We start from the raw sequence: 19,471 nt of genomic DNA on the forward strand, positions 1-19,471 counted from the left end.
TCAAAGAATCCAGCACCTGCGCATGACACGTCAGGCAAATTGGACGGGCCTTATGAACCCGCCGGATACGTTTTCTAGCTCAATCCTAGCTCAGACCAAATGCGCCGTACGTGTTGACGTTCGACCACAAATTGATCCCCCGTGACCACCCCGGCCTCCTTCTGCAAGGCTTGCCGGTGGGCTACGGCGCGAAAGGCCTTGTAAGCCTCGCGCAACAGGGCAGCATCAGCGGCGGGTATCAGCCCGTCCTGCTCCAGCCCTTCCAGAATGCGGATGTTATCGGTGTAGCGCAGTACCGCAGGGTGTTCCCTGGACCAGGCCAGAGCCGCGTATTGCACCATAAATTCAATATCGACGATACCACCGGCGTCCTGCTTGAGGTCGAACGGCACCGTGGCCTGGAAGGCATTTTCCGCGGTGCCTGCAGCAGTGATCCGGGTACCGAGGTTGCCACGCATTTTGGCCCGCATCTCGCTGACTTCCTGGCGCAGGGTCGGCAAATCGCGCTCCCGGCACAGAATGCTCGCACGCACTTGCTCGAATGCTGCGCCCACTTGCTTGCAACCGACCAGGACCCGGGCCCGCACCAGCGCCTGGTGTTCCCAGGTCCAGGCTTCGCTTTGCTGGTAGCGCTCGAAAGCGCCGAGCGAGCTGACCAACAGCCCTGAAGCGCCTGACGGGCGCAAGCGCATGTCAACTTCATACAGCTGCCCGGAGTTGGTCTGGGCCGTCAGCAAGTGGATGATGCGCTGGCCCAGACGGGTGAAAAACTGCGCGCTGTCGATGGGCTTGGGACCATCGGTGTCAGCGTTGGGGTCGCCATCGTGAATAAACACCAGATCCAGATCCGAGCCGTGCCCCAGCTCGATCCCGCCCACTTTGCCATAGCCCACGATAATGAAACCGGGATCGCACAGACTGCCGTCGACCCGCTGCGGCGTGCCGTACTTGGCCACTGTCTGGCGCCAGGCCAGCGCCAGCACTTGTTGCAGAATGGCTTCGGCCAGCCAGGTAAGGTAATCGCTGACCTTCATTAAAGGCAGGCTGCCGGCAATTTCCGAGGCCGCAACCCGCAGGCGGTGGGCCAGTTTGAAGTTACGCAAGGCCTCCATTTGCTGCTCAAGGTCGTCCTCCGGGATCCGCGTCAGGCGTTCGCGCAGTTCAGCGGCCAGCTCCGGGGCCAGGGGTGGTTTGAACAGACGACTTTCATTGAGCAACTCATCGAGCAACAGCGGGAAGCGGGTGATCTGTTCGGCAATCCATGGACTGGCCGCACACAGGGTCAGCAGGCGCCGCAGGGCGTCAGGGTTTTCGGTCAGCAACACTAGATACGCGGAACGCCGGGCCACCGCCTCCACCAGCGGCAACACCCGTTCCAGCACCAGATCGGGGTTGGCATGTTCGACCGCCTGAGCCAGCAAACGCGGAATAAAGGCATCCAGCCGCTCGCGTCCCAAACGCTGCATGGCACGCAGTTGCGGGCTGGAGCGCAGGCTGGCCAGTTGCTTCAAGGCATTGGGAGCATCGACAAACCCGGCTTCCTGCAGTTGCGCGCAGGCCGCGGCGTCATCCTGGACTTCTTCCCACAACGGCAACCACTCACCGCCGACGATCAGCTCACCTTCGTCGATGTCCTCTTCTTCGTCCGGGTCGGCAATCACCTGACGGAAATGCCAGTCGATACGGCCGCGCCACATCATCAACTGTTCATGGAACGCGGCCCAGTTGTCGAACCCCATCATGAATGCGATACGCGCCTGATCCTGCTCGGTGTCCGGCAGCATTTGGGTCTGGCGATCGGCAATGGCCTGAATGGCGTGTTCGGTGTAACGCAAAAATTCGTAACCTTCACGCAACTCGCTGACCACCTGCGCGGGCAGGTAGCCCTGGCCTTCGAGAATGCCCAGCACTGTCAGCAGCGGACGCTGCTGCAGGCTGAGGTCGCGGCCGCCGTGGATCAGCTGGAAGGCCTGGGCGATAAACTCGACTTCACGAATCCCGCCGGCACCCAGCTTGATGTTGTCGGCCATGCCCTTGCGCCGCACTTCCTGCTGGATCAGCTGTTTCATGGTGCGCAGGGCTTCTATCGCCGAAAAATCGAGGTAGCGCCGGTACACGAACGGGCGCAGCAAACTGAGCAACTGTGCCCCCATCGCCTGATCACCGGCCACGACCCGGGCCTTGATCATGGCGTAGCGCTCCCAGTCGCGCCCCTGGTCCTGGTAGTACTGCTCCAGAGCGTTGAAACTCAGCACCAGGGCCCCCGAGGAACCGTAAGGGCGCAGGCGCATGTCGACACGGAATACAAAACCGTCAACGGTCATCGGGTCCAGGGCCTTGATCAGGCGCTGGCCCAGACGGATAAAGAACTCCTGATTGTCCAGCGCACGCTTTGCCCCGACGGTTTCGCCGCCCTCGGGGTAGGCGAAAATCAGGTCGATGTCCGATGACAGGTTGAGCTCCACGGCGCCCAGCTTGCCCATCCCCAGAATCACCATTGGCTGCGGTTCGCCACTGCGATGCCCGGTAGGCGTACCGAATTGCTGGCAATGGCGCTGATACAACCAGCGATAGGCCTGATCGATGCTGGCATCGGCCATGTCCGACAGGTCGCGGCAGGTTTCAACCAGATCGGCCTGGCGGTTGAGGTCACGCCAGATAATCCGGATTTGCTGACGGGTGCGCTGACGCCGCAGCACGCGCCCCAATTCGTCATCGGTGGCGGCCGTCTCGACAGCTTCTGCGATTTGCCCGCACAACTCACCAGGTTTGAAACTGCGGTCCAGCTCCCCACTGCGCACCAGATCAAGCAACATCACAGGATCACGCAATGACTGTTCAATAAAGAAGTCGCTCGCCGCACTCACCCGCTCAAAGGCAGCCCAGCGCTCTGGCGACCAGTCATCAAGCCCGTGCTCGCCGGCAAGTTGCGCAACAGCAGCGCGCCATGACTGCTCGCTACGGCTGACAAGTGGCAATAAAAGGCTCGGAATTGCGGCAAGCGAGGGAAGGCTCATGGTCTATCCTTGATCGGCGAAGGTGTTGCCGAGTACGGTGACAGGAAGAAACAGCGGTTAAATCCGACTGTCGAACAAAGGTTACAAATAGCTGAAATTTCTATTTAATTGGCAGCCAACCTGCAATCTGAAGATCAAATTGCAAATCAAGCACTAACAATATCGATTTTTCACACAACGCAACAGGCAAGCACCCTATGCTTTCCTGTAGTTTTACTACTGAGCAACATACTCGAAAGGCTGAAATGGCCGACGATTTGTAGTAAAACTACACAACGCCGGAATCAACCCTCCGGTCATCCAAGAATTTATGTCGTCTGCCCACAAGGCCAGTCGCAAACTCAGGCAACCGATTCTGGAAGCCTTTCCGCCCTGGAGCAAGCCATGCAAGACCTCGATCCCGTCGAAACCCAGGAATGGCTGGACGCCCTGGAATCGGTTCTCGACAAAGAAGGCGAAGAACGCGCTCACTATCTGATGACCCGTATGGGTGAGCTCGCTACACGCACCGGTTCGCAACTGCCGTACGCCATCACCACGCCATACCGCAACACGATTCCCGTTACCCACGAAGCACGCATGCCTGGCGACCTGTTCATGGAACGCCGCATTCGCTCGCTGGTACGCTGGAACGCGATGGCGATGGTCATGCGCACGAACTTGAAAGATTCTGACCTGGGCGGTCACATCTCCAGTTTCGCTTCCAGCGCAACGCTGTATGACATCGGTTTCAACTACTTCTTCCAGGCTCCGACCGAAGAACATGGCGGCGACCTGATCTACTTCCAGGGTCACACCTCGCCAGGCGTTTACGCCCGCGCGTTCATGGAAGGCCGCATCACCGAAGATCAAATGAACAACTTCCGCCAGGAAGTCGACGGTCAGGGCCTGTCGTCCTACCCGCACCCTTGGCTGATGCCCGACTTCTGGCAGTTCCCGACTGTATCCATGGGCCTTGGCCCGATCCAGGCGATCTATCAGGCACGCTTCATGAAGTACCTGGAAGCCCGTGGCTACATTCCTGCCGGCAAGCAAAAAGTCTGGTGCTTCCTGGGTGACGGCGAGTGTGACGAGCCGGAATCCCTGGGCGCCATCTCCCTGGCAGGCCGCGAAAACCTCGACAACCTGATCTTCGTCATCAACTGCAACCTGCAGCGCCTTGATGGCCCGGTTCGCGGCAACGGCAAGATCATCCAGGAACTCGAAGGCGTGTTCCGCGGCGCTCACTGGAACGTGACCAAAGTCATCTGGGGCCGTTTCTGGGATCCGCTGCTGGCCAAGGACGTCGACGGTATCCTGCAACGTCGCATGGACGAAGTCATCGACGGCGAGTACCAGAACTACAAAGCCAAAGACGGCGCGTTCGTGCGCGAGCACTTCTTCAACACGCCAGAACTCAAGGCGATGGTTGCCGATCTGTCCGACGACGAGATCTGGAAGCTCAACCGTGGCGGCCACGACCCGTACAAGGTCTATGCGGCGTACCACGAAGCGGTCAACCACAAAAACCAGCCAACCGTCATCCTGGCCAAGACCATCAAGGGTTATGGCACCGGTGCCGGCGAAGCGAAGAACACTGCGCACAACACCAAGAAAGTTGATGTTGAAAGCCTGAAGCTGTTCCGCGACCGTTTCGACATTCCGGTCAAAGACGACGAAATCGAAAGCCTGCCATTCTTCAAACCCGAAGAAGGCAGCGCCGAAGCCCGCTACCTGAGCGAACGTCGCACTGCACTGGGCGGCTTCGTCCCTCAGCGCCGCGCCAAGAGCCTGAGCATCCCTACCCCGCCACTGGACACGCTCAAGGCCATCCTTGACGGTTCCGGCGACCGTGAAATTTCCACCACCATGGCGTTCGTGCGCATCCTGGCACAGCTGGTGAAGGACAAGGACATCGGTCAGCGCATCGTTCCGATCATCCCGGACGAAGCCCGTACCTTCGGTATGGAAGGCATGTTCCGCCAACTGGGCATCTACTCGTCCGTCGGCCAGCTCTACGAGCCGGTTGATAAAGACCAGGTGATGTTCTACCGCGAAGACAAGAAAGGTCAGATTCTCGAAGAAGGCATCAACGAAGCAGGCGCCATGAGCTCCTTCATCGCCGCCGGTACTTCGTACTCCAACCACAACCAGCCAATGCTGCCGTTCTACATCTTCTACTCGATGTTCGGTTTCCAGCGTATTGGCGACCTGGCCTGGGCCGCCGGCGACAGCCGCACCCGTGGCTTCCTGATCGGCGGCACCGCCGGGCGTACCACGCTCAACGGTGAAGGCCTGCAGCACGAAGACGGTCACAGCCACATCCTGGCCAGCACTATCCCGAACTGCCGCACCTTTGATCCGACCTACGGCTACGAGCTGGCGGTGATCATTCAGGACGGCATGAAGAAGATGACCGAAGAGCAACAGGACGTCTTCTACTACATCACCGTGATGAACGAGTCGTACCAGCAGCCAGCCATGCCGGCCGGTGTTGAGGAAGGCATCGTCAAGGGCATGTACCTGCTTGAAGAAGACACCAAGGAAGCAGCTCACCACGTTCAGCTGATGGGCTCCGGCACCATCCTGCGCGAAGTGCGTGAAGCGGCGAAAATCCTGCGTGAAGACTTCAACATCGGTGCTGACGTATGGAGCGTTACCAGCTTCAACGAACTGCGTCGCGACGGCCTGGCCGTTGAGCGCAGCAACCGTCTGCACCCGGGCCAGAAGCCTCAGCTGAGCTATGTCGAAGAGTGCCTGACTGGCCGTAAAGGTCCGGTCATTGCCTCCACCGACTACATGAAGCTGTTCGCCGAGCAGATTCGTCAGTGGGTACCGGTCAAGGAATTCAAAGTGCTGGGCACTGATGGTTTCGGCCGCAGCGACAGCCGCAAAAAACTGCGTCACTTCTTTGAAGTAGACCGTCACTTCGTGGTGTTGGCAGCCCTTGAAGCATTGGCTGACCGTGGCGATATCGAACCGAAAGTGGTGGCTGAAGCCATCGTCAAGTTCGGCATCAACCCGGAAAAACGCAACCCACTGGACTGCTGAGGAGAATTTTTGTGAGCGAACTCATTCGAGTACCTGACATCGGCAGCGGTGACGGCGAAGTCATCGAACTGTTTGTAAAGGTCGGCGACCGTATCGAAGCCGATCAAAGCATCCTGACGCTGGAGTCGGACAAGGCGAGCATGGAAATCCCTGCTCCCAAGGCCGGCGTCGTCAAGAGCCTGAAGGTCAAGCTGGGCGACCGCCTGAAAGAAGGCGACGAACTGCTGGAGCTGGAAGTTGAAGGTGGCGCTGCAGCCCCTGAAGCACCAGCCCCTGCAGCGGCACCTGCCGCTGCAGAAAAACCGGCTGCCGCCCCTGCTGCCGAGGCCCCTGCGGCCCCGGCTGCAGCACCTGCACAATCCACCGTCCAGGACATTCACGTCCCGGACATCGGCTCGTCGGGCAAAGCCAAGATCATCGAGATCCTGGTCAAGGCCGGCGATACCGTTGAGGCTGATCAATCGCTGATCACCCTCGAATCCGACAAAGCCAGCATGGAAATTCCATCGCCGGCCGCCGGTGTGGTTGAAAGCATTTCGGTCAAGCTGGATGACGAAGTCGGCACTGGCGACTTCATCCTCAAGCTCAAGGTCGCGGGCGCTGCTGCGCCAGCGGCACCGGCCCAGGCTGCAGCTCCTGCTGCGGCCAAAGCTGAAGCGCCTGCTGCTGCACCTGCTGCACCGGCTGCCAAAGCTGCGGCACCAGCCCCAGCCCCGGCCGCTGCACCAGCAGCAAGCGGTGCCAAAGTTCACGCCGGCCCCGCCGTGCGTCAACTGGCCCGCGAGTTCGGCGTCGAGCTGAGCGCGGTCAGCCCAAGCGGCCCCCATGGTCGTGTGATCAAAGAAGACGTGCAGGCTTACGTCAAAACCATGATGCAGAAGGCCAAGGAAGCTCCGGCAGCCGGTGCAACCGGCGGCGCGGGCATTCCTCCGATCCCGGTAGTGGACTTCAGCCGCTTCGGCGAAGTTGAAGAAGTGGCCATGACCCGCCTGATGCAAATCGGCGCGTCGAGCCTGCACCGCAGCTGGCTGAACATCCCGCACGTGACCCAGTTCGACCAGGCTGACATCACCGAGCTGGAAGCCTTCCGCGTCGCGCAAAAAGCCGTCGCAGAAAAAGCCGGCGTCAAGCTGACCGTACTGCCTCTGCTGCTCAAGTCCTGCGCCCACCTGCTCAAGGAAATGCCGGACTTCAACAGCTCGCTGGCGCCAAGCGGCAAAGCGATCATCCGCAAGAAGTACGTCAACATCGGCTTTGCCGTAGACACCCCGGATGGACTGCTGGTCCCTGTGATCAAAAACGTCGACCAGAAAAGCCTGTTGCAGCTTGCTGCCGAGGCCGCCGCACTGGCTGCCAAGGCCCGCGACAAGAAGCTCACCGCTGACGACATGCAGGGCGCCTGCTTCACCATTTCCAGCCTCGGGCACATTGGCGGCACCGGCTTCACGCCGATCGTCAACGCACCGGAAGTGGCGATCCTCGGCGTTTCCAAGGCAACCATCCAGCCAGTCTGGGACGGCAAAGCCTTCCAGCCGAAACTGATGCTGCCTCTGTCGCTGTCCTACGATCACCGTGTGATCAACGGCGCAGCGGCTGCACGCTTCACCAAGCGCCTGAGCGACTTGCTGGGCGACATCCGCACCATCCTGTTGTAAGCCACGCCCCGGCCTTCCCCAGGGAAGGCCGGAGTAGCGCACAGTTTTCCGAGCGCCACGCTCGTACCTCAACCCCGCCCGTTTGGCGGGGCTTTTTTTGCCCGCATTTTTTGCTGGCCAGCCGCTTCCCCCATAAACCTGCGGGAGCCGGCTTGCCAGGGATGATTACAGCCTGCCGGCCCCTGAAGCCGGCGAGTCATAAAAGCGTAACAGCCGACGGACAACCTGCAGCTATCGGCAAGCCTGCCGATAGCGACCTGAGCCTGCATGCTCACTTGTCAGCGTCGTGAGCTTGATGCAACCTTGCCCCAGACCACCGACCGCAGGAACAGGGCGCCAGCCCGTGTGCAATCAGCATTTGTAAAGCGAGTGTCTTAATGAAAAGCCAACCCGATGCTGCCCTGCGTATGGCAGCCGAGGTCGTGACCCAGTTACCCGTGCCCTCCCGGCTCGGCATGCTGCGTTTCGAACGGCTTAATGAAGCCAGCTGGGCACTGCTCTACCTGGACCCCCACTGCGAACGCCAGTTTGGCCTGCCAGCGGCAGAGCTGTGCGCGCTCACCGGCTCGCCCTATGCCAGCCTGATGGAGCCCAAGGCCCGCTACCAGCTGCATGACGCGATTGAACTGCAACTCAGGACCAGCCCCCACTACGTGGTGCATTACACCCTGCACACCCCCCAGGGCGCGCTGAACCTGATGGAGCTGGGCGAAGCTTACAAACAGCACAATCGGCACTTGCTGCGCGGCTACCTGCTGGTGGTCGAAAGCGCGGTCAACAGCGCACTGCCTGCTGCGCCGCCAGCCGGGCCCGAAACCCAGCACAGCCGCCTGCACATCGCCCTGGAGCTCAACCAGCGGGCCCAGCAAGAGCAACTCCAGCATCTGGAGCGGGTGCGGGCGCAACAGGATCTGATCCTGCTGCTGGCCCGCCACCGGTATAGCCAGCACAACTCGCTGCAAGAGGCAGCGGAACTGATTACCCGTAGCGCCTGCGAGATTTATCAAGTGGACGGCGCCAGCCTGTGGAACCTTGAAGGCAACCAGCTGCTGCCTATCTCTGCGTATCAGCGCGAAAGCCAGGCCTTTGTCGAGCAGGGAATTTTCGACGCCAGTGCGTTTCCGGACTATCTCGAAGCCCTGCACACCAGCCGCTCCATCGATGCCCAGAATGCCAACCATGACCCGCGCACCCGCGAGCTGATGGCGAGCCCGGGTCGACGCGATGCCAACGCCATGCTCGATGCCAGTATCCGCATCGACGGCCAGGTGGTCGGCGTGCTGTGCCTGGAGCAAACCGGCAAAACCCGGGTCTGGCAGGCGGATGAAATTGCCTTTGCCGGCGAACTGGCTGACCAGTTCGCCCAAGTCATCAACAACCACAACCGGCGTACCGCCACCAACGCCCTGCACCTGTTCCAGCGGGCGGTCGAACAAAGCGCCAACGCTTTCCTGCTGGTCAACTGCATGGGAGTGGTCGAATACGTCAACCCCAGCTTTACCGCCATCACCCAGTACAGTTCCGACGAAGTGCAGGGGCACAAGCTGTCGGAACTGCCCGCACTGGAGAACCTCAGCGATCTGCTGTTTGATGCGCACTCAAGCCTGAGCAAAGGCAATAGCTGGCAAGGCGAATTCAAAAGCCGGCGCAAAAACCTGGAGCCCTACTGGGGCCAGATGTCGATCTCCAAGGTCTATGGCGACAACCGCGAACTGACCCATTACATCGGCATTTACGAAGACATCACCGACTCCAAACTGGCACAGCAGCGCATCGAGCGTCTGGCCTACACCGACAACCTGACCAATCTGGGCAACCGCCCGGCGTTCATTCGCAACCTCGATGAGCGCTTCGCCCGCAACAGCACCACCCAGGTATGCCTGCTGCTGGTAGACATCGACAACTTCAAGCGCATCAATGACAGCCTCGGCCACCAGACTGGCGACAAACTGCTGATCAGCCTGGCCAGGCGGTTGCGCAACAGCCTCAACCCCAGCGACAACCTGGCGCGCTTCGCCAGTAACGAATTCGCCGTACTGCTCGATGACACGGGCCTGGAGACCGGGCAGAAAATCGCCAGCCAGCTGCTGATGACCCTCGACAAGCCGATGTTCGTCGACAACCAGCTAATCAGCGTTACGGGCTCGGTTGGCGTCGCCTGCTCGCCCTTGCACGGGCGCGACCCGCAAACCCTGATGCGCAACGCCGGGCTGGCACTGCACAAGGCCAAAGCCAACGGCAAGCACCAGGTGCAAGTGTTCACCGAAGCCCTGAACGCCGAAGCCAGCTACAAACTCTTCGTCGAAAACAATCTGCGCCGGGCCCTGACGCAAAATGAACTCGACGTGTTCTACCAGCCCAAACTCTGCCTGCGCAGCGGCCGGCTGCTGGGCATGGAAGCCCTGCTGCGCTGGAACCACCCGGAAAAAGGCATGATCCGCCCTGACCAGTTCATCAGCGTGGCCGAGGAAACCGGGTTGATCATTCCGATTGGCAAATGGGTCGCGCGCCAGGCCTGCCGCATGAGCAAACAGCTGGCCGGCGAAGGCCTGGGCAACCTGCAGGTGGCAATCAATTTGTCGCCCAAGCAGTTTTCCGACCCGGATCTGGTGGCCTCGATTGCCAGCATCCTCAAGGAAGAACGGCTGCCCGCCTCGCTGCTGGAGCTCGAACTGACCGAAGGCCTGCTGCTGGAAGCCACCGATGACACGCGCCTGCAACTCGATCAGCTCAAAAAGCTCGGCCTGACCCTGGCCATGGACGATTTTGGCACCGGTTATTCATCGCTCAGCTACCTGAAAAAATTCCCGATCGACATCCTCAAGATCGACCGCAGCTTTATCAATGACATCCCGGACAACCAGAACGACATGGAGATCACCTCTGCCGTGATCGCCATGGCCCACAACCTCAAACTCAAAGTGGTTGCCGAAGGCATCGAAACCGCTGCACAGTTGGCGTTCCTGCGCCGCCATCGTTGCGATGTGGGCCAGGGTTACCTGTTCGACCGCCCGATCCCCGGCAGCGAACTGGTGACCCGACTCAAACGCTATCCGCGTGGCCCCCTGGCCTGACAACGACGTAACACTGGGGCAAACTGCAGATCTTAATTCCTACAATCTGACTGAGAGGACTTGCAACATGGTCTTGCGCTCGGAAATCCTGGTGAATAAAAACGTGCTACCTACTCAAGAACAGGCCCTGCCGGGCCGCGAAACGCCAATGGTGTTGCCGGACTACCACTTCGTACACAAAGACACCCCGCTGCTGGGCCCCTTTATCGGCAATGTCGGCTTTGCCATTTTCGGCCTGGGTTGTTTCTGGGGCGCAGAACGCAAGTTCTGGCAGCGTGAAGGCGTAGTCAGCACCGTCGTGGGCTACGCCGGCGGCTTCACCCCGAACCCGACCTACGAAGAAGTCTGCTCGGGCCTGACCGGCCATACCGAAGTGGTTCTGGTGGTCTACGACCAGGACAAAGTCAGCTACGCAGAACTGTTGAAAATGTTCTGGGAGCTGCACAACCCGACCCAGGGCATGCGCCAGGGCAACGACATCGGTACCCAGTACCGGTCGGTTATCTACTGCACCACACCGGAACAGCTGGATGAGGCACTGGCCAGCAAAGCCGCATTCCAGGCCGAGCTGACCAAAGCTGGCCTGGGCACCATCACCACCGAAATCGACCAGGCCCCTACGGTCTACTTCGCCGAGGCCTATCACCAGCAATACCTGGCGAAAAACCCGGAAGGCTACTGCGGTATCGGTGGCACCGGCGTGACCTGCCCGATTTGAGGTGACACAAACAACATCGCGAGCAAGCTCGCTCCTACAGGTTTAGTTGATACCTGTAGGAGCGAGCTTGCTCGCGATTGGTTTTGCCTGATGCCAATTACTCTGCGATCAACCATTCCATCTGAAAGCCGCCCTGGGTCTGCCCCAGATGCTTGGCCAGCCACGGCATCAACTCACGCAGCTCTTCTTCCAGCCCCCACGGCGGATTGGCAATGGCCAGGCCGGAGCCATTGAGGCTGCCAGGGGTGTCCAGAGGGTGCACGAACAACTCGACCTGAAGCAATTTCGGCGCACCTGAACCTGCCAGGTCCTGATAGAAGCGACGCAACTGGCGCTTGTCCTTGATCGGGTACCAGATCGCCACCACGGTTTGACGCATACGGCTGATCGCATCTTTCAGCGATTCGGCGCAGCGCTTCATCTCATCGAGCTTTTCAAACGGCGGGTCGATCAGCATCAGTCCGCGCTTCTCGGCCACTGGCAGCAGTGCCCGCGGCACATGCCAGCCTTCACCCAGATGCACCGCCACCCGCCGATCGCCTTTCATGTTGTCTTTGAGCAACACACCGTCTTCCGGGTGCTTCTCGTTCAGCAACACGCGATCCTGGGAACGGGTCAAACACCGCGCCAGCTCAGGCGAACCCGGGTAGTAGCGCAACTCGCCATCCGGGTTCATTTTGTTCAGCACCTGCATGTAATCGGCAGTCACCGCCGGCAAATTCTTCTTGCCCCACAACCGCGCAATCCCTTCCAGGTACTCACCCGTGCGATTGGCCTGGTCGCCCTTGAGGTCGTACAAGCCGATCCCGGCGTGGGTATCGAGGTAGGCAAAAGGTTGATCTTTACGCGACATCAGGGCGATGAGGCGGGTCAAGACAATGTGTTTAAAGACGTCGGCGTGGTTGCCGGCGTGGAAGGCGTGACGATAGTTCATGGTTGCTCCTGCGCAGGGGGCGAAGTTTACCCTGTGCAGCGAATAACGTCAGGGGTTAAGCCCGTGGCCGCGCCAAACGGTGCAGCCAGGCAGGGCCAGCGGTGCCGCGCAAAGCAAAAAAAAAGGCCCGCCTCCAAAGGAGACGGGCCTTTTCTCAAGGCCGGCAGAGCTGGCCCTGGCTCAAAACACTTAGCTGTTTTGCTGGAAATCTTTCTCGGCAGCGTCGAAGCGCTCGATCATCTTCTTGCTTGGGCCTTTGCCCATGGAGCTGACCAGCACAATGGCAATGCTGGCAAAGATGAAGCCCGGGATGATTTCGTACAGACCGAACAGGGAGAACTGCTTCCACACGATCACAGTGACTGCACCCACCAGAATACCGGCCAGCGCGCCATTGCGAGTCATGCCTTTCCACAGTACCGAGATCAGTACCACTGGACCGAAAGCAGCACCGAAGCCTGCCCAAGCATAGCTAACCAGGCCCAGAACGCGGTTCTCGGGGTTGGCAGCCAGCGCGATTGCGATCAACGCAACGGCCAGCACCATCAGACGACCGACCCACACCAGCTCTTTCTGGGAAGCATTCTTGCGCAGGAAAGATTTGTAGAAGTCCTCGGTCAGGGCGCTGGAGCACACCAGCAGCTGGCAGCTCAAGGTACTCATCACGGCCGCCAGAATGGCCGACAGCAGGACACCGGCAATCCAGGGGTTGAACAGCAGCTTGGCCAGTTCGATGAACACACGCTCAGGGTTTTCATTCACAGGACCTGCCACTTCCGGGTGTGCCGAGAAGTAAGCAATACCAAAGAAGCCCACGGCGACGGTACCGGCCAGGCACAGGATCATCCAGGTCATGGAAATGCGACGCGCCTTGGCGATCGACTTCACCGAATCGGCGGCCATGAAACGCGCCAGAATGTGCGGTTGACCGAAGTAACCCAGACCCCAGCCCATCAGCGAGATGATGCCGATGAAGGAAGTGCCCTTGAGCATGTCGAAGTTGCTTGGATCGTTGGCTTCGATTGCCAGGAAGGTGGTATCAACGCCACCCGTGGCCAGCAGCACGATGATCGGCGTCAGGATCAGCGCGAAGATCATAAGGGTTGCTTGTACGGTGTCTGTCCAGCTGACCGCCAGAAAACCACCGACGAAGGTGTAAGCGATGGTCGCTGCAGCACCGGCCCACAGCGCAGTCTCGTAAGACATGCCGAAGGTGCTTTCAAACAGGCGGGCACCGGCCACGATGCCGGACGCGCAGTAGATGGTGAAGAACACCAGAATCACGATTGCCGAGATAATCCGCAACAGTCCGCTTTGGTCTTCAAAACGGCTGGAGAAGTAATCCGGCAGGGTCAGCGCATCACCGTTGTGCTCGGTCTGCACCCGCAGACGGCCGGCAACAAACAGCCAGTTCAGGTAGGCACCGGTCACCAGACCGATGGCAATCCAGCTTTCCGACAGCCCGGACATATAGATCGCGCCCGGCAAACCCATCAACAACCAGCCGCTCATGTCGGAGGCGCCAGCGGACAATGCAGTCACTACGCTGCCCAGGCTACGGCCACCGAGAATATAGTCAGAAAGGTTGTTGGTGGAGCGATAGGCCATAAAGCCGATCAGCACCATTGCCGAGATATAGATCACGAACGTGATCAGGGTTGGGTTACTTACAATCATTGAGTTAAGCCCTGGCATTGTTTTTATGTTTAGCGGCGGTCTGGCCGTACGCTCACAAACGTCCTGTCTGAGACGATTAACCTGGCCGCGCATTTATGACTGATGTTTCCCCAGAAAATCCACCAGCCGATGAACCAATCTGTATTTCGAGGTTGCACCTTAACCGCGGATGCTATGCAACAAAGCAAATAAGGTGCAACCAGTTTTTGCCGTCCTAGTTGCACCTTGTCGCATTTTCAACTCAATTGAGCTTTTTTGCTCCTTTTCGGAGCAAGAAGTCCCTGTTACTGCCTAAATACAACCCACCCTGCAGGAGCGAGCTTGCTCGCGAGTTTTTCCTCACAAGCCCTCAAGATCTCGCGAGCAAGCTCGCTCCTACATTCGGGTTAGACACACCGCCGATTTTTTCCGACAGAAAACGGGTTGCACTAGGTTGCACCTGCTTCAGCGCAGCGCTAATCTTGCCGCCAGCTGCTGCCACGCAAATGTGGCACCCATGAGGATAAAAATATGGCTACCACCACCCTTGGGGTCAAACTCGACGACCCAACCCGCGAGCGCCTCAAAGCCGCCGCGACCTCGATTGATCGCACGCCACACTGGCTGATCAAGCAGGCAATCTTCAATTACCTGGAAAAACTCGAGGGTGGTGCAACCCTGAATGAGTTGAGCGGCATCCCTGGCATTACCAGCGATGACGCCGACGACGCGCACGCCGATCACGCGCATCAGTGCTTCCTGGAGTTCGCAGAAAGCATCCTGCCGCAATCCGTGTTGCGCGCAGCCATCACCTCGGCCTACCGCCGTCCGGAACCGGAAGTGGTACCCATGCTGCTGGAGCAGGCCCGCCTGCCCGCGCCAATGGCTGAAGCGACCCAGACCCTGGCGGCCTCGATTGCCGAAAAACTGCGCAATCAGAAGAGCGCCGGTGGCCGTGCCGGGATCGTCCAGGGCCTGCTGCAAGAGTTTTCCCTGTCGTCCCAGGAAGGCGTGGCACTGATGTGTCTGGCCGAAGCGCTGCTGCGGATCCCGGACAAAGGCACCCGTGACGCCCTGATCCGCGACAAGATCAGCACCGGCAACTGGCACCCGCACCTGGGCAACAGTCCGTCGCTGTTCGTTAACGCCGCGACCTGGGGCTTGCTGCTGACCGGCAAGCTGGTCTCGACCCATAACGAAGCAGGCCTGACCTCCTCCCTGAGCCGCATCATTGGCAAAAGCGGCGAGCCGATGATCCGCAAGGGCGTCGACATGGCCATGCGCCTGATGGGCGAACAGTTTGTAACCGGCGAAACCATCGCCGAAGCCCTGGCCAACGCCACGCGCTTTGAAGCCAAAGGCTTCCGCTATTCCTACGACATGCTCGGCGAAGCGGCCCTGACCGCCCATGACGCGCAAAAGTACCTCGCGTCTTACGAGCAGGCCATCCACTCGATCGGCAAAGCCTCCAACGGTCGCGGCATTTACGAAGGCCCGGGCATTTCGATCAAGCTGTCGGCCCTGCACCCGCGCTACAGCCGCGCCCAGTACGAACGCGTAATGGACGAGCTGTACCCGATCCTGCTGTCGCTGACCCTGCTGGCCAAACAATATGACATCGGCCTCAACATCGACGCCGAAGAAGCCGACCGTCTTGAACTGTCGCTCGACCTGCTGGAGCGTCTGTGCTTCGAGCCGCAACTGAGCGGCTGGAACGGTATCGGGTTCGTGATCCAGGCTTACCAGAAGCGTTGCCCGTACGTGATCGACTACGTGATCGACCTGGCACGCCGCAGCCGTCACCGCCTGATGATCCGCCTGGTAAAAGGCGCGTACTGGGACAGCGAAATCAAGCGCGCCCAGGTCGAAGGCCTGGAAGGCTATCCGGTCTACACCCGCAAGGTGTACACCGACGTTTCCTACATTGCTTGCGCGAAAAAACTGCTGGCCGTACCTGAGGCCATCTACCCGCAGTTCGCCACGCACAACGCCCACACCCTGTCGGCCATCTACCACCTCGCCGGTCAGAACTACTACCCGGGTCAGTACGAGTTCCAGTGCCTGCACGGCATGGGCGAACCTCTGTACGAGCAAGTGGTAGGCAAGGTTTCCGAAGGCAAGCTGAACCGTCCGTGCCGCGTGTACGCACCGGTCGGCACCCACGAAACCCTGCTGGCGTACCTGGTACGTCGCCTGCTGGAAAACGGCGCGAACACCTCGTTCGTCAACCGCATCGCCGACCACTCGATTTCAATCCACCAGTTGGTGGCCGATCCAGTGAGCCAGATCGAGCAGATGGCGACCGCGGAAGGCGGCTTCGGCTTGCCGCACCCGCGCATCCCGCTGCCGCGTGACCTGTACGGTAGCGAACGCGCCAACTCCAGCGGCATCGACATGGCCAACGAACACCGTCTGGCGTCGCTGTCCTGCGCCCTGCTGGCCTCGGCCCATAACGACTGGAAAGCCGCGCCAATGCTCGGCTGCCCGTCGAGCAACGAAGTGGCTGCAGCGGTACTCAACCCGTCCGACCTGCGTGACATCGTCGGTTACGTGCAAGAAGCCACGATTGAAGACGCCGACAACGCCATCCAGTGTGCCCTGAGCACAGCCCCGATCTGGCAGGCCACCCCGCCCGCCGAGCGCGCGGCGATTCTGGAGCGTGCTGCCGACCTGATGGAAGCCGAGATCCAGCCACTGATGGGCCTGCTGGCCCGTGAAGCCGGCAAGACCTTCGCCAACGCCATCGCCGAAGTCCGTGAAGCGGTCGACTTCCTGCGTTACTACGCAGTGCAGGCACGCAACGATCTAACCAACGACGCCCACCGCCCGCTGGGCCCGGTGGTCTGCATCAGCCCGTGGAACTTCCCGCTGGCCATCTTCAGCGGCCAGGTGGCTGCAGCGCTGGCTGCCGGCAACCCGGTACTGGCCAAGCCTGCGGAACAAACGCCGCTGGTGGCTGCCCAGGCGGTACGCATTCTGCTCGAAGCCGGTATTCCCGAGGGCGTGCTGCAATTGCTGCCGGGCCGTGGCGAAACCGTAGGTGCCCGTCTGGTCGGTGACGATCGGGTCAAGGGTGTGATGTTCACCGGCTCCACCGAAGTCGCACGCTTGCTGCAACGCAACGTGGCCGGCCGCCTGGATGCCCAGGGCCGTCCAATCCCGCTGATCGCCGAAACCGGCGGCCAGAACGCCATGATCGTCGACTCCTCGGCACTCACCGAACAAGTGGTCATCGACGTGGTGTCCTCGGCCTTCGACAGCGCCGGTCAGCGTTGCTCTGCCCTGCGCGTACTGTGCCTGCAGGAAGACTCGGCAGACCGCGTCATCGAAATGCTCAAAGGTGCCATGGCCGAATCGCGCATGGGCAACCCGGAACGTCTGAACGTGGACATTGGCCCGGTGATCGACGCCGAAGCCAAGGCCGGAATCGAACAGCACATCCAGGGCATGCGTGATAAAGGGCGCAATGTCTACCAGATGGCCATTGCCGACATCGAAGAGTGCAAACGCGGCACCTTCGTGATGCCGACCCTGATTGAGCTGGAAAGCTTTGACGAGCTGGAACGCGAAATCTTCGGCCCGGTCCTGCACGTGGTGCGCTACAAGCGCAAAGACATCGACCAGCTGATCGCACAGATCAACGCTTCGGGTTACGGTCTGACGCTGGGCGTGCACACCCGTATCGACGAAACCATCGCCAAGGTGGTCAACAACGTCAATGCCGGTAACGTCTACGTCAACCGCAACATCGTAGGCGCCGTGGTCGGCGTGCAACCCTTTGGCGGTGAAGGCCTGTCCGGCACCGGCCCGAAAGCCGGCGGCCCGCTGTACCTGTACCGCCTGCTGTCGACCCGTCCGGCCAACGCGATCGAACAATCGTTCGCCAAAGTCGACGCCATCACCGTACCGGACACCCAGGCCCGCGAAGCGCTGAGCAAACCGCTGCACGCCCTGCAAGCCTGGGCCAGCAGCAACCAACAAGCGGCGCTGGCTGAACTGTGCGCCGAGTACGAGGCTCACTCGCAAAGCGGCATCACCCGCCTGCTCAACGGCCCGACCGGCGAACGCAACAGCTACGCCATCCTGCCGCGCGAGCACGTACTGTGCCTGGCCGAAGTTGAAACTGACCTGCTGACCCAGCTGGCTGCGGTCCTGGCCGTAGGCAGCTCGGCAGTCCTGCCGGAAAGCGAACTGGCCAAAGCACTGGTTGCACGCCTGCCAAAAGAAGTGAAGGCGCGCATTACCCTGGTGCCTGACTGGACCAAGGACGATGTCATCTTCGACGCCGTTGTCCATCACGGCGACTGCGATCAGCTGCGTGACGTCTGCCAGCAAGTGGCAAAACGTCCGGGCGCCATCGTCGGCGTACAGGGTCTGTCCCAAGGCGAAACCAGCATCGCCCTGGAACGCCTGGTGATCGAGCGCGCACTGAGCGTCAACACCGCTGCCGCTGGCGGTAACGCAAGCTTGATGACAATCGGCTGATAGCAGGCTGAAACGCGAAAACCGGACGCCCTCACAGGGGTCCGGTTTTTTTATGTCTGCATAAACCTGCGGGTGGCCGTTCAGGCCCGGACGGCGAACACGATATAAACCACCAGCGCCATGCACATCCCGCCCAAGAGCGTCCACAGCACATCGCCGCTGCTGAAACCGTGATTACCCAGGCCCTGCGGGTCATCGGCCAATATATTGATTGCGCGCTGGGCGCCGATGAACAGGAACAGGCTACCTGCCATCAGCACGGCATCCACCACCAACACAAAAACCGTGTCCGAAGGACGATCAAAGAATAAAGACAGCAGAATGCAAATCATGACCACCAGCATGATCAGCAACCCTCTGGCCTCGCAATACCAGAAATACCCCCGCCCCCTGATATCCAGGCTTCGCTGGATGTTGTCAAACAGCTCGAGAATGAAAAAGGGCCAGAACAGGCCGCGCATGAGCGGCATGATAGGGGCCCCGCCAATACCTTTGAAGCACGCCCAGTTGCGGTAAGACCAATAGAAAATGTACCCGCCACCGGTCAGAAGATATAACAGTACAAACTTGGTAACTGACACGACGTACAGCGGGTACGGGCCGTCAAACAGTGCCCGCTTTCCATCCGGCGCACACGTGTTATGCGCAGTGGTGGGTTTCATGACTGTGCCACTCCTTAATAAAAAAGAGATGTACAGATACAACCCGCCCAGCCAAAAAAATGCAGGACTTTTCCATTTCTTCCGTATGCAAGTTCCTCTGAGCCGGATGTAAAAGATTTATCAGCTCCTGCCCGCCTCAACCCCTGGCGCAATCATGCCCGGCAAAACCTTTTTGACAGCCCGCCAAGAACGCAGGTTAGAATCGCTGGCACGCAGACTGCATAAGCCGTTTGCGCCCTG

9 protein-coding genes are annotated in these 19,471 nt (G+C 60.0%); 5 read left to right on the forward strand and 4 right to left on the reverse strand.

Features of this window, described 5'->3' with window-relative positions:
- Nucleotides 1-74: 74 nt before the first annotated feature.
- A complete protein-coding gene (glnE, locus tag JQ845_RS09920) occupies nt 75-3,017 on the reverse strand; it encodes a bifunctional [glutamate--ammonia ligase]-adenylyl-L-tyrosine phosphorylase/[glutamate--ammonia-ligase] adenylyltransferase (protein ID WP_203008938.1) in 2,943 nt (980 codons plus the stop codon).
- A 384-nt stretch (nt 3,018-3,401) separates the two neighbouring features.
- Between glnE and aceE the strand changes: the two genes are divergently transcribed.
- The 4 genes from aceE to msrA all read left to right on the forward strand — a co-directional run bounded on the left by aceE (nt 3,402) and on the right by msrA (nt 11,494).
- Nucleotides 3,402-6,047, forward strand: coding sequence for a pyruvate dehydrogenase (acetyl-transferring), homodimeric type (gene aceE, locus JQ845_RS09925; RefSeq protein WP_003438900.1), 2,646 nt, complete (start codon nt 3,402-3,404; stop codon nt 6,045-6,047).
- 11 nt (nt 6,048-6,058) lie between these two features.
- Entirely contained in the window at nt 6,059-7,702 is a 1,644-nt protein-coding gene (aceF, locus tag JQ845_RS09930; RefSeq protein ID WP_003438897.1) for a dihydrolipoyllysine-residue acetyltransferase, read from the forward strand.
- Between the two features lie 377 nt (nt 7,703-8,079).
- Nucleotides 8,080-10,776 carry a sensor domain-containing phosphodiesterase gene (locus JQ845_RS09935; RefSeq protein WP_003438895.1) on the forward strand — a complete coding sequence of 899 codons (2,697 nt, stop codon included), beginning with the start codon at nt 8,080-8,082 and terminating at the stop codon, nt 10,774-10,776.
- A 67-nt stretch (nt 10,777-10,843) separates the two neighbouring features.
- Nucleotides 10,844-11,494 carry a peptide-methionine (S)-S-oxide reductase MsrA gene (msrA, locus tag JQ845_RS09940; protein ID WP_003438892.1) on the forward strand — a complete coding sequence of 217 codons (651 nt, stop codon included), beginning with the start codon at nt 10,844-10,846 and terminating at the stop codon, nt 11,492-11,494.
- Between the two features lie 97 nt (nt 11,495-11,591).
- Here msrA and JQ845_RS09945 read toward each other — a convergent pair whose 3' ends face one another.
- Both JQ845_RS09945 and putP read right to left on the reverse strand, forming a co-directional pair.
- Entirely contained in the window at nt 11,592-12,428 is an 837-nt protein-coding gene (locus JQ845_RS09945) for a 23S rRNA (adenine(2030)-N(6))-methyltransferase RlmJ (RefSeq protein WP_003438881.1), read from the reverse strand.
- A 189-nt stretch (nt 12,429-12,617) separates the two neighbouring features.
- Nucleotides 12,618-14,105 (reverse strand): sodium/proline symporter PutP, encoded by a 1,488-nt coding sequence (gene putP, locus JQ845_RS09950; protein WP_003438880.1) that lies wholly within the window; start codon nt 14,103-14,105, stop codon nt 12,618-12,620.
- A gap of 510 nt (nt 14,106-14,615) precedes the next feature.
- Here putP and putA point away from each other — a divergent pair.
- Entirely contained in the window at nt 14,616-18,569 is a 3,954-nt protein-coding gene (gene putA, locus JQ845_RS09955; RefSeq protein WP_160626313.1) for a trifunctional transcriptional regulator/proline dehydrogenase/L-glutamate gamma-semialdehyde dehydrogenase, read from the forward strand.
- Between the two features lie 80 nt (nt 18,570-18,649).
- Here the strand turns inward: putA and JQ845_RS09960 are convergent, their stop codons facing one another.
- On the reverse strand, nt 18,650-19,231 hold the full coding sequence (locus JQ845_RS09960) for a hypothetical protein (RefSeq protein WP_010656271.1): 582 nt from the start codon (nt 19,229-19,231) through the stop codon (nt 18,650-18,652).
- Between the last annotated feature and the right edge of the window lie 240 nt (nt 19,232-19,471).

Origin of the sequence: Pseudomonas paraversuta (assembly GCF_904063065.1) — a bacterium.
GTDB classification, from domain to species: domain Bacteria; phylum Pseudomonadota; class Gammaproteobacteria; order Pseudomonadales; family Pseudomonadaceae; genus Aquipseudomonas; species Aquipseudomonas paraversuta.

Coding starts and splice junctions, on each gene's coding strand:
- glnE (WP_203008938.1), bottom strand. CDS start 3,017: ATGAGCCTTCCCTCGCTTGCCGCAATTCCGAGCCTTTTATTGCCACTT.
- aceE (WP_003438900.1), top strand. CDS start 3,402: ATGCAAGACCTCGATCCCGTCGAAACCCAGGAATGGCTGGACGCCCTG.
- JQ845_RS09935 (WP_003438895.1), top strand. CDS start 8,080: ATGAAAAGCCAACCCGATGCTGCCCTGCGTATGGCAGCCGAGGTCGTG.
- msrA (WP_003438892.1), top strand. CDS start 10,844: ATGGTCTTGCGCTCGGAAATCCTGGTGAATAAAAACGTGCTACCTACT.
- JQ845_RS09945 (WP_003438881.1), bottom strand. CDS start 12,428: ATGAACTATCGTCACGCCTTCCACGCCGGCAACCACGCCGACGTCTTT.
- putP (WP_003438880.1), bottom strand. CDS start 14,105: ATGATTGTAAGTAACCCAACCCTGATCACGTTCGTGATCTATATCTCG.
- putA (WP_160626313.1), top strand. CDS start 14,616: ATGGCTACCACCACCCTTGGGGTCAAACTCGACGACCCAACCCGCGAG.
- JQ845_RS09960 (WP_010656271.1), bottom strand. CDS start 19,231: ATGAAACCCACCACTGCGCATAACACGTGTGCGCCGGATGGAAAGCGG.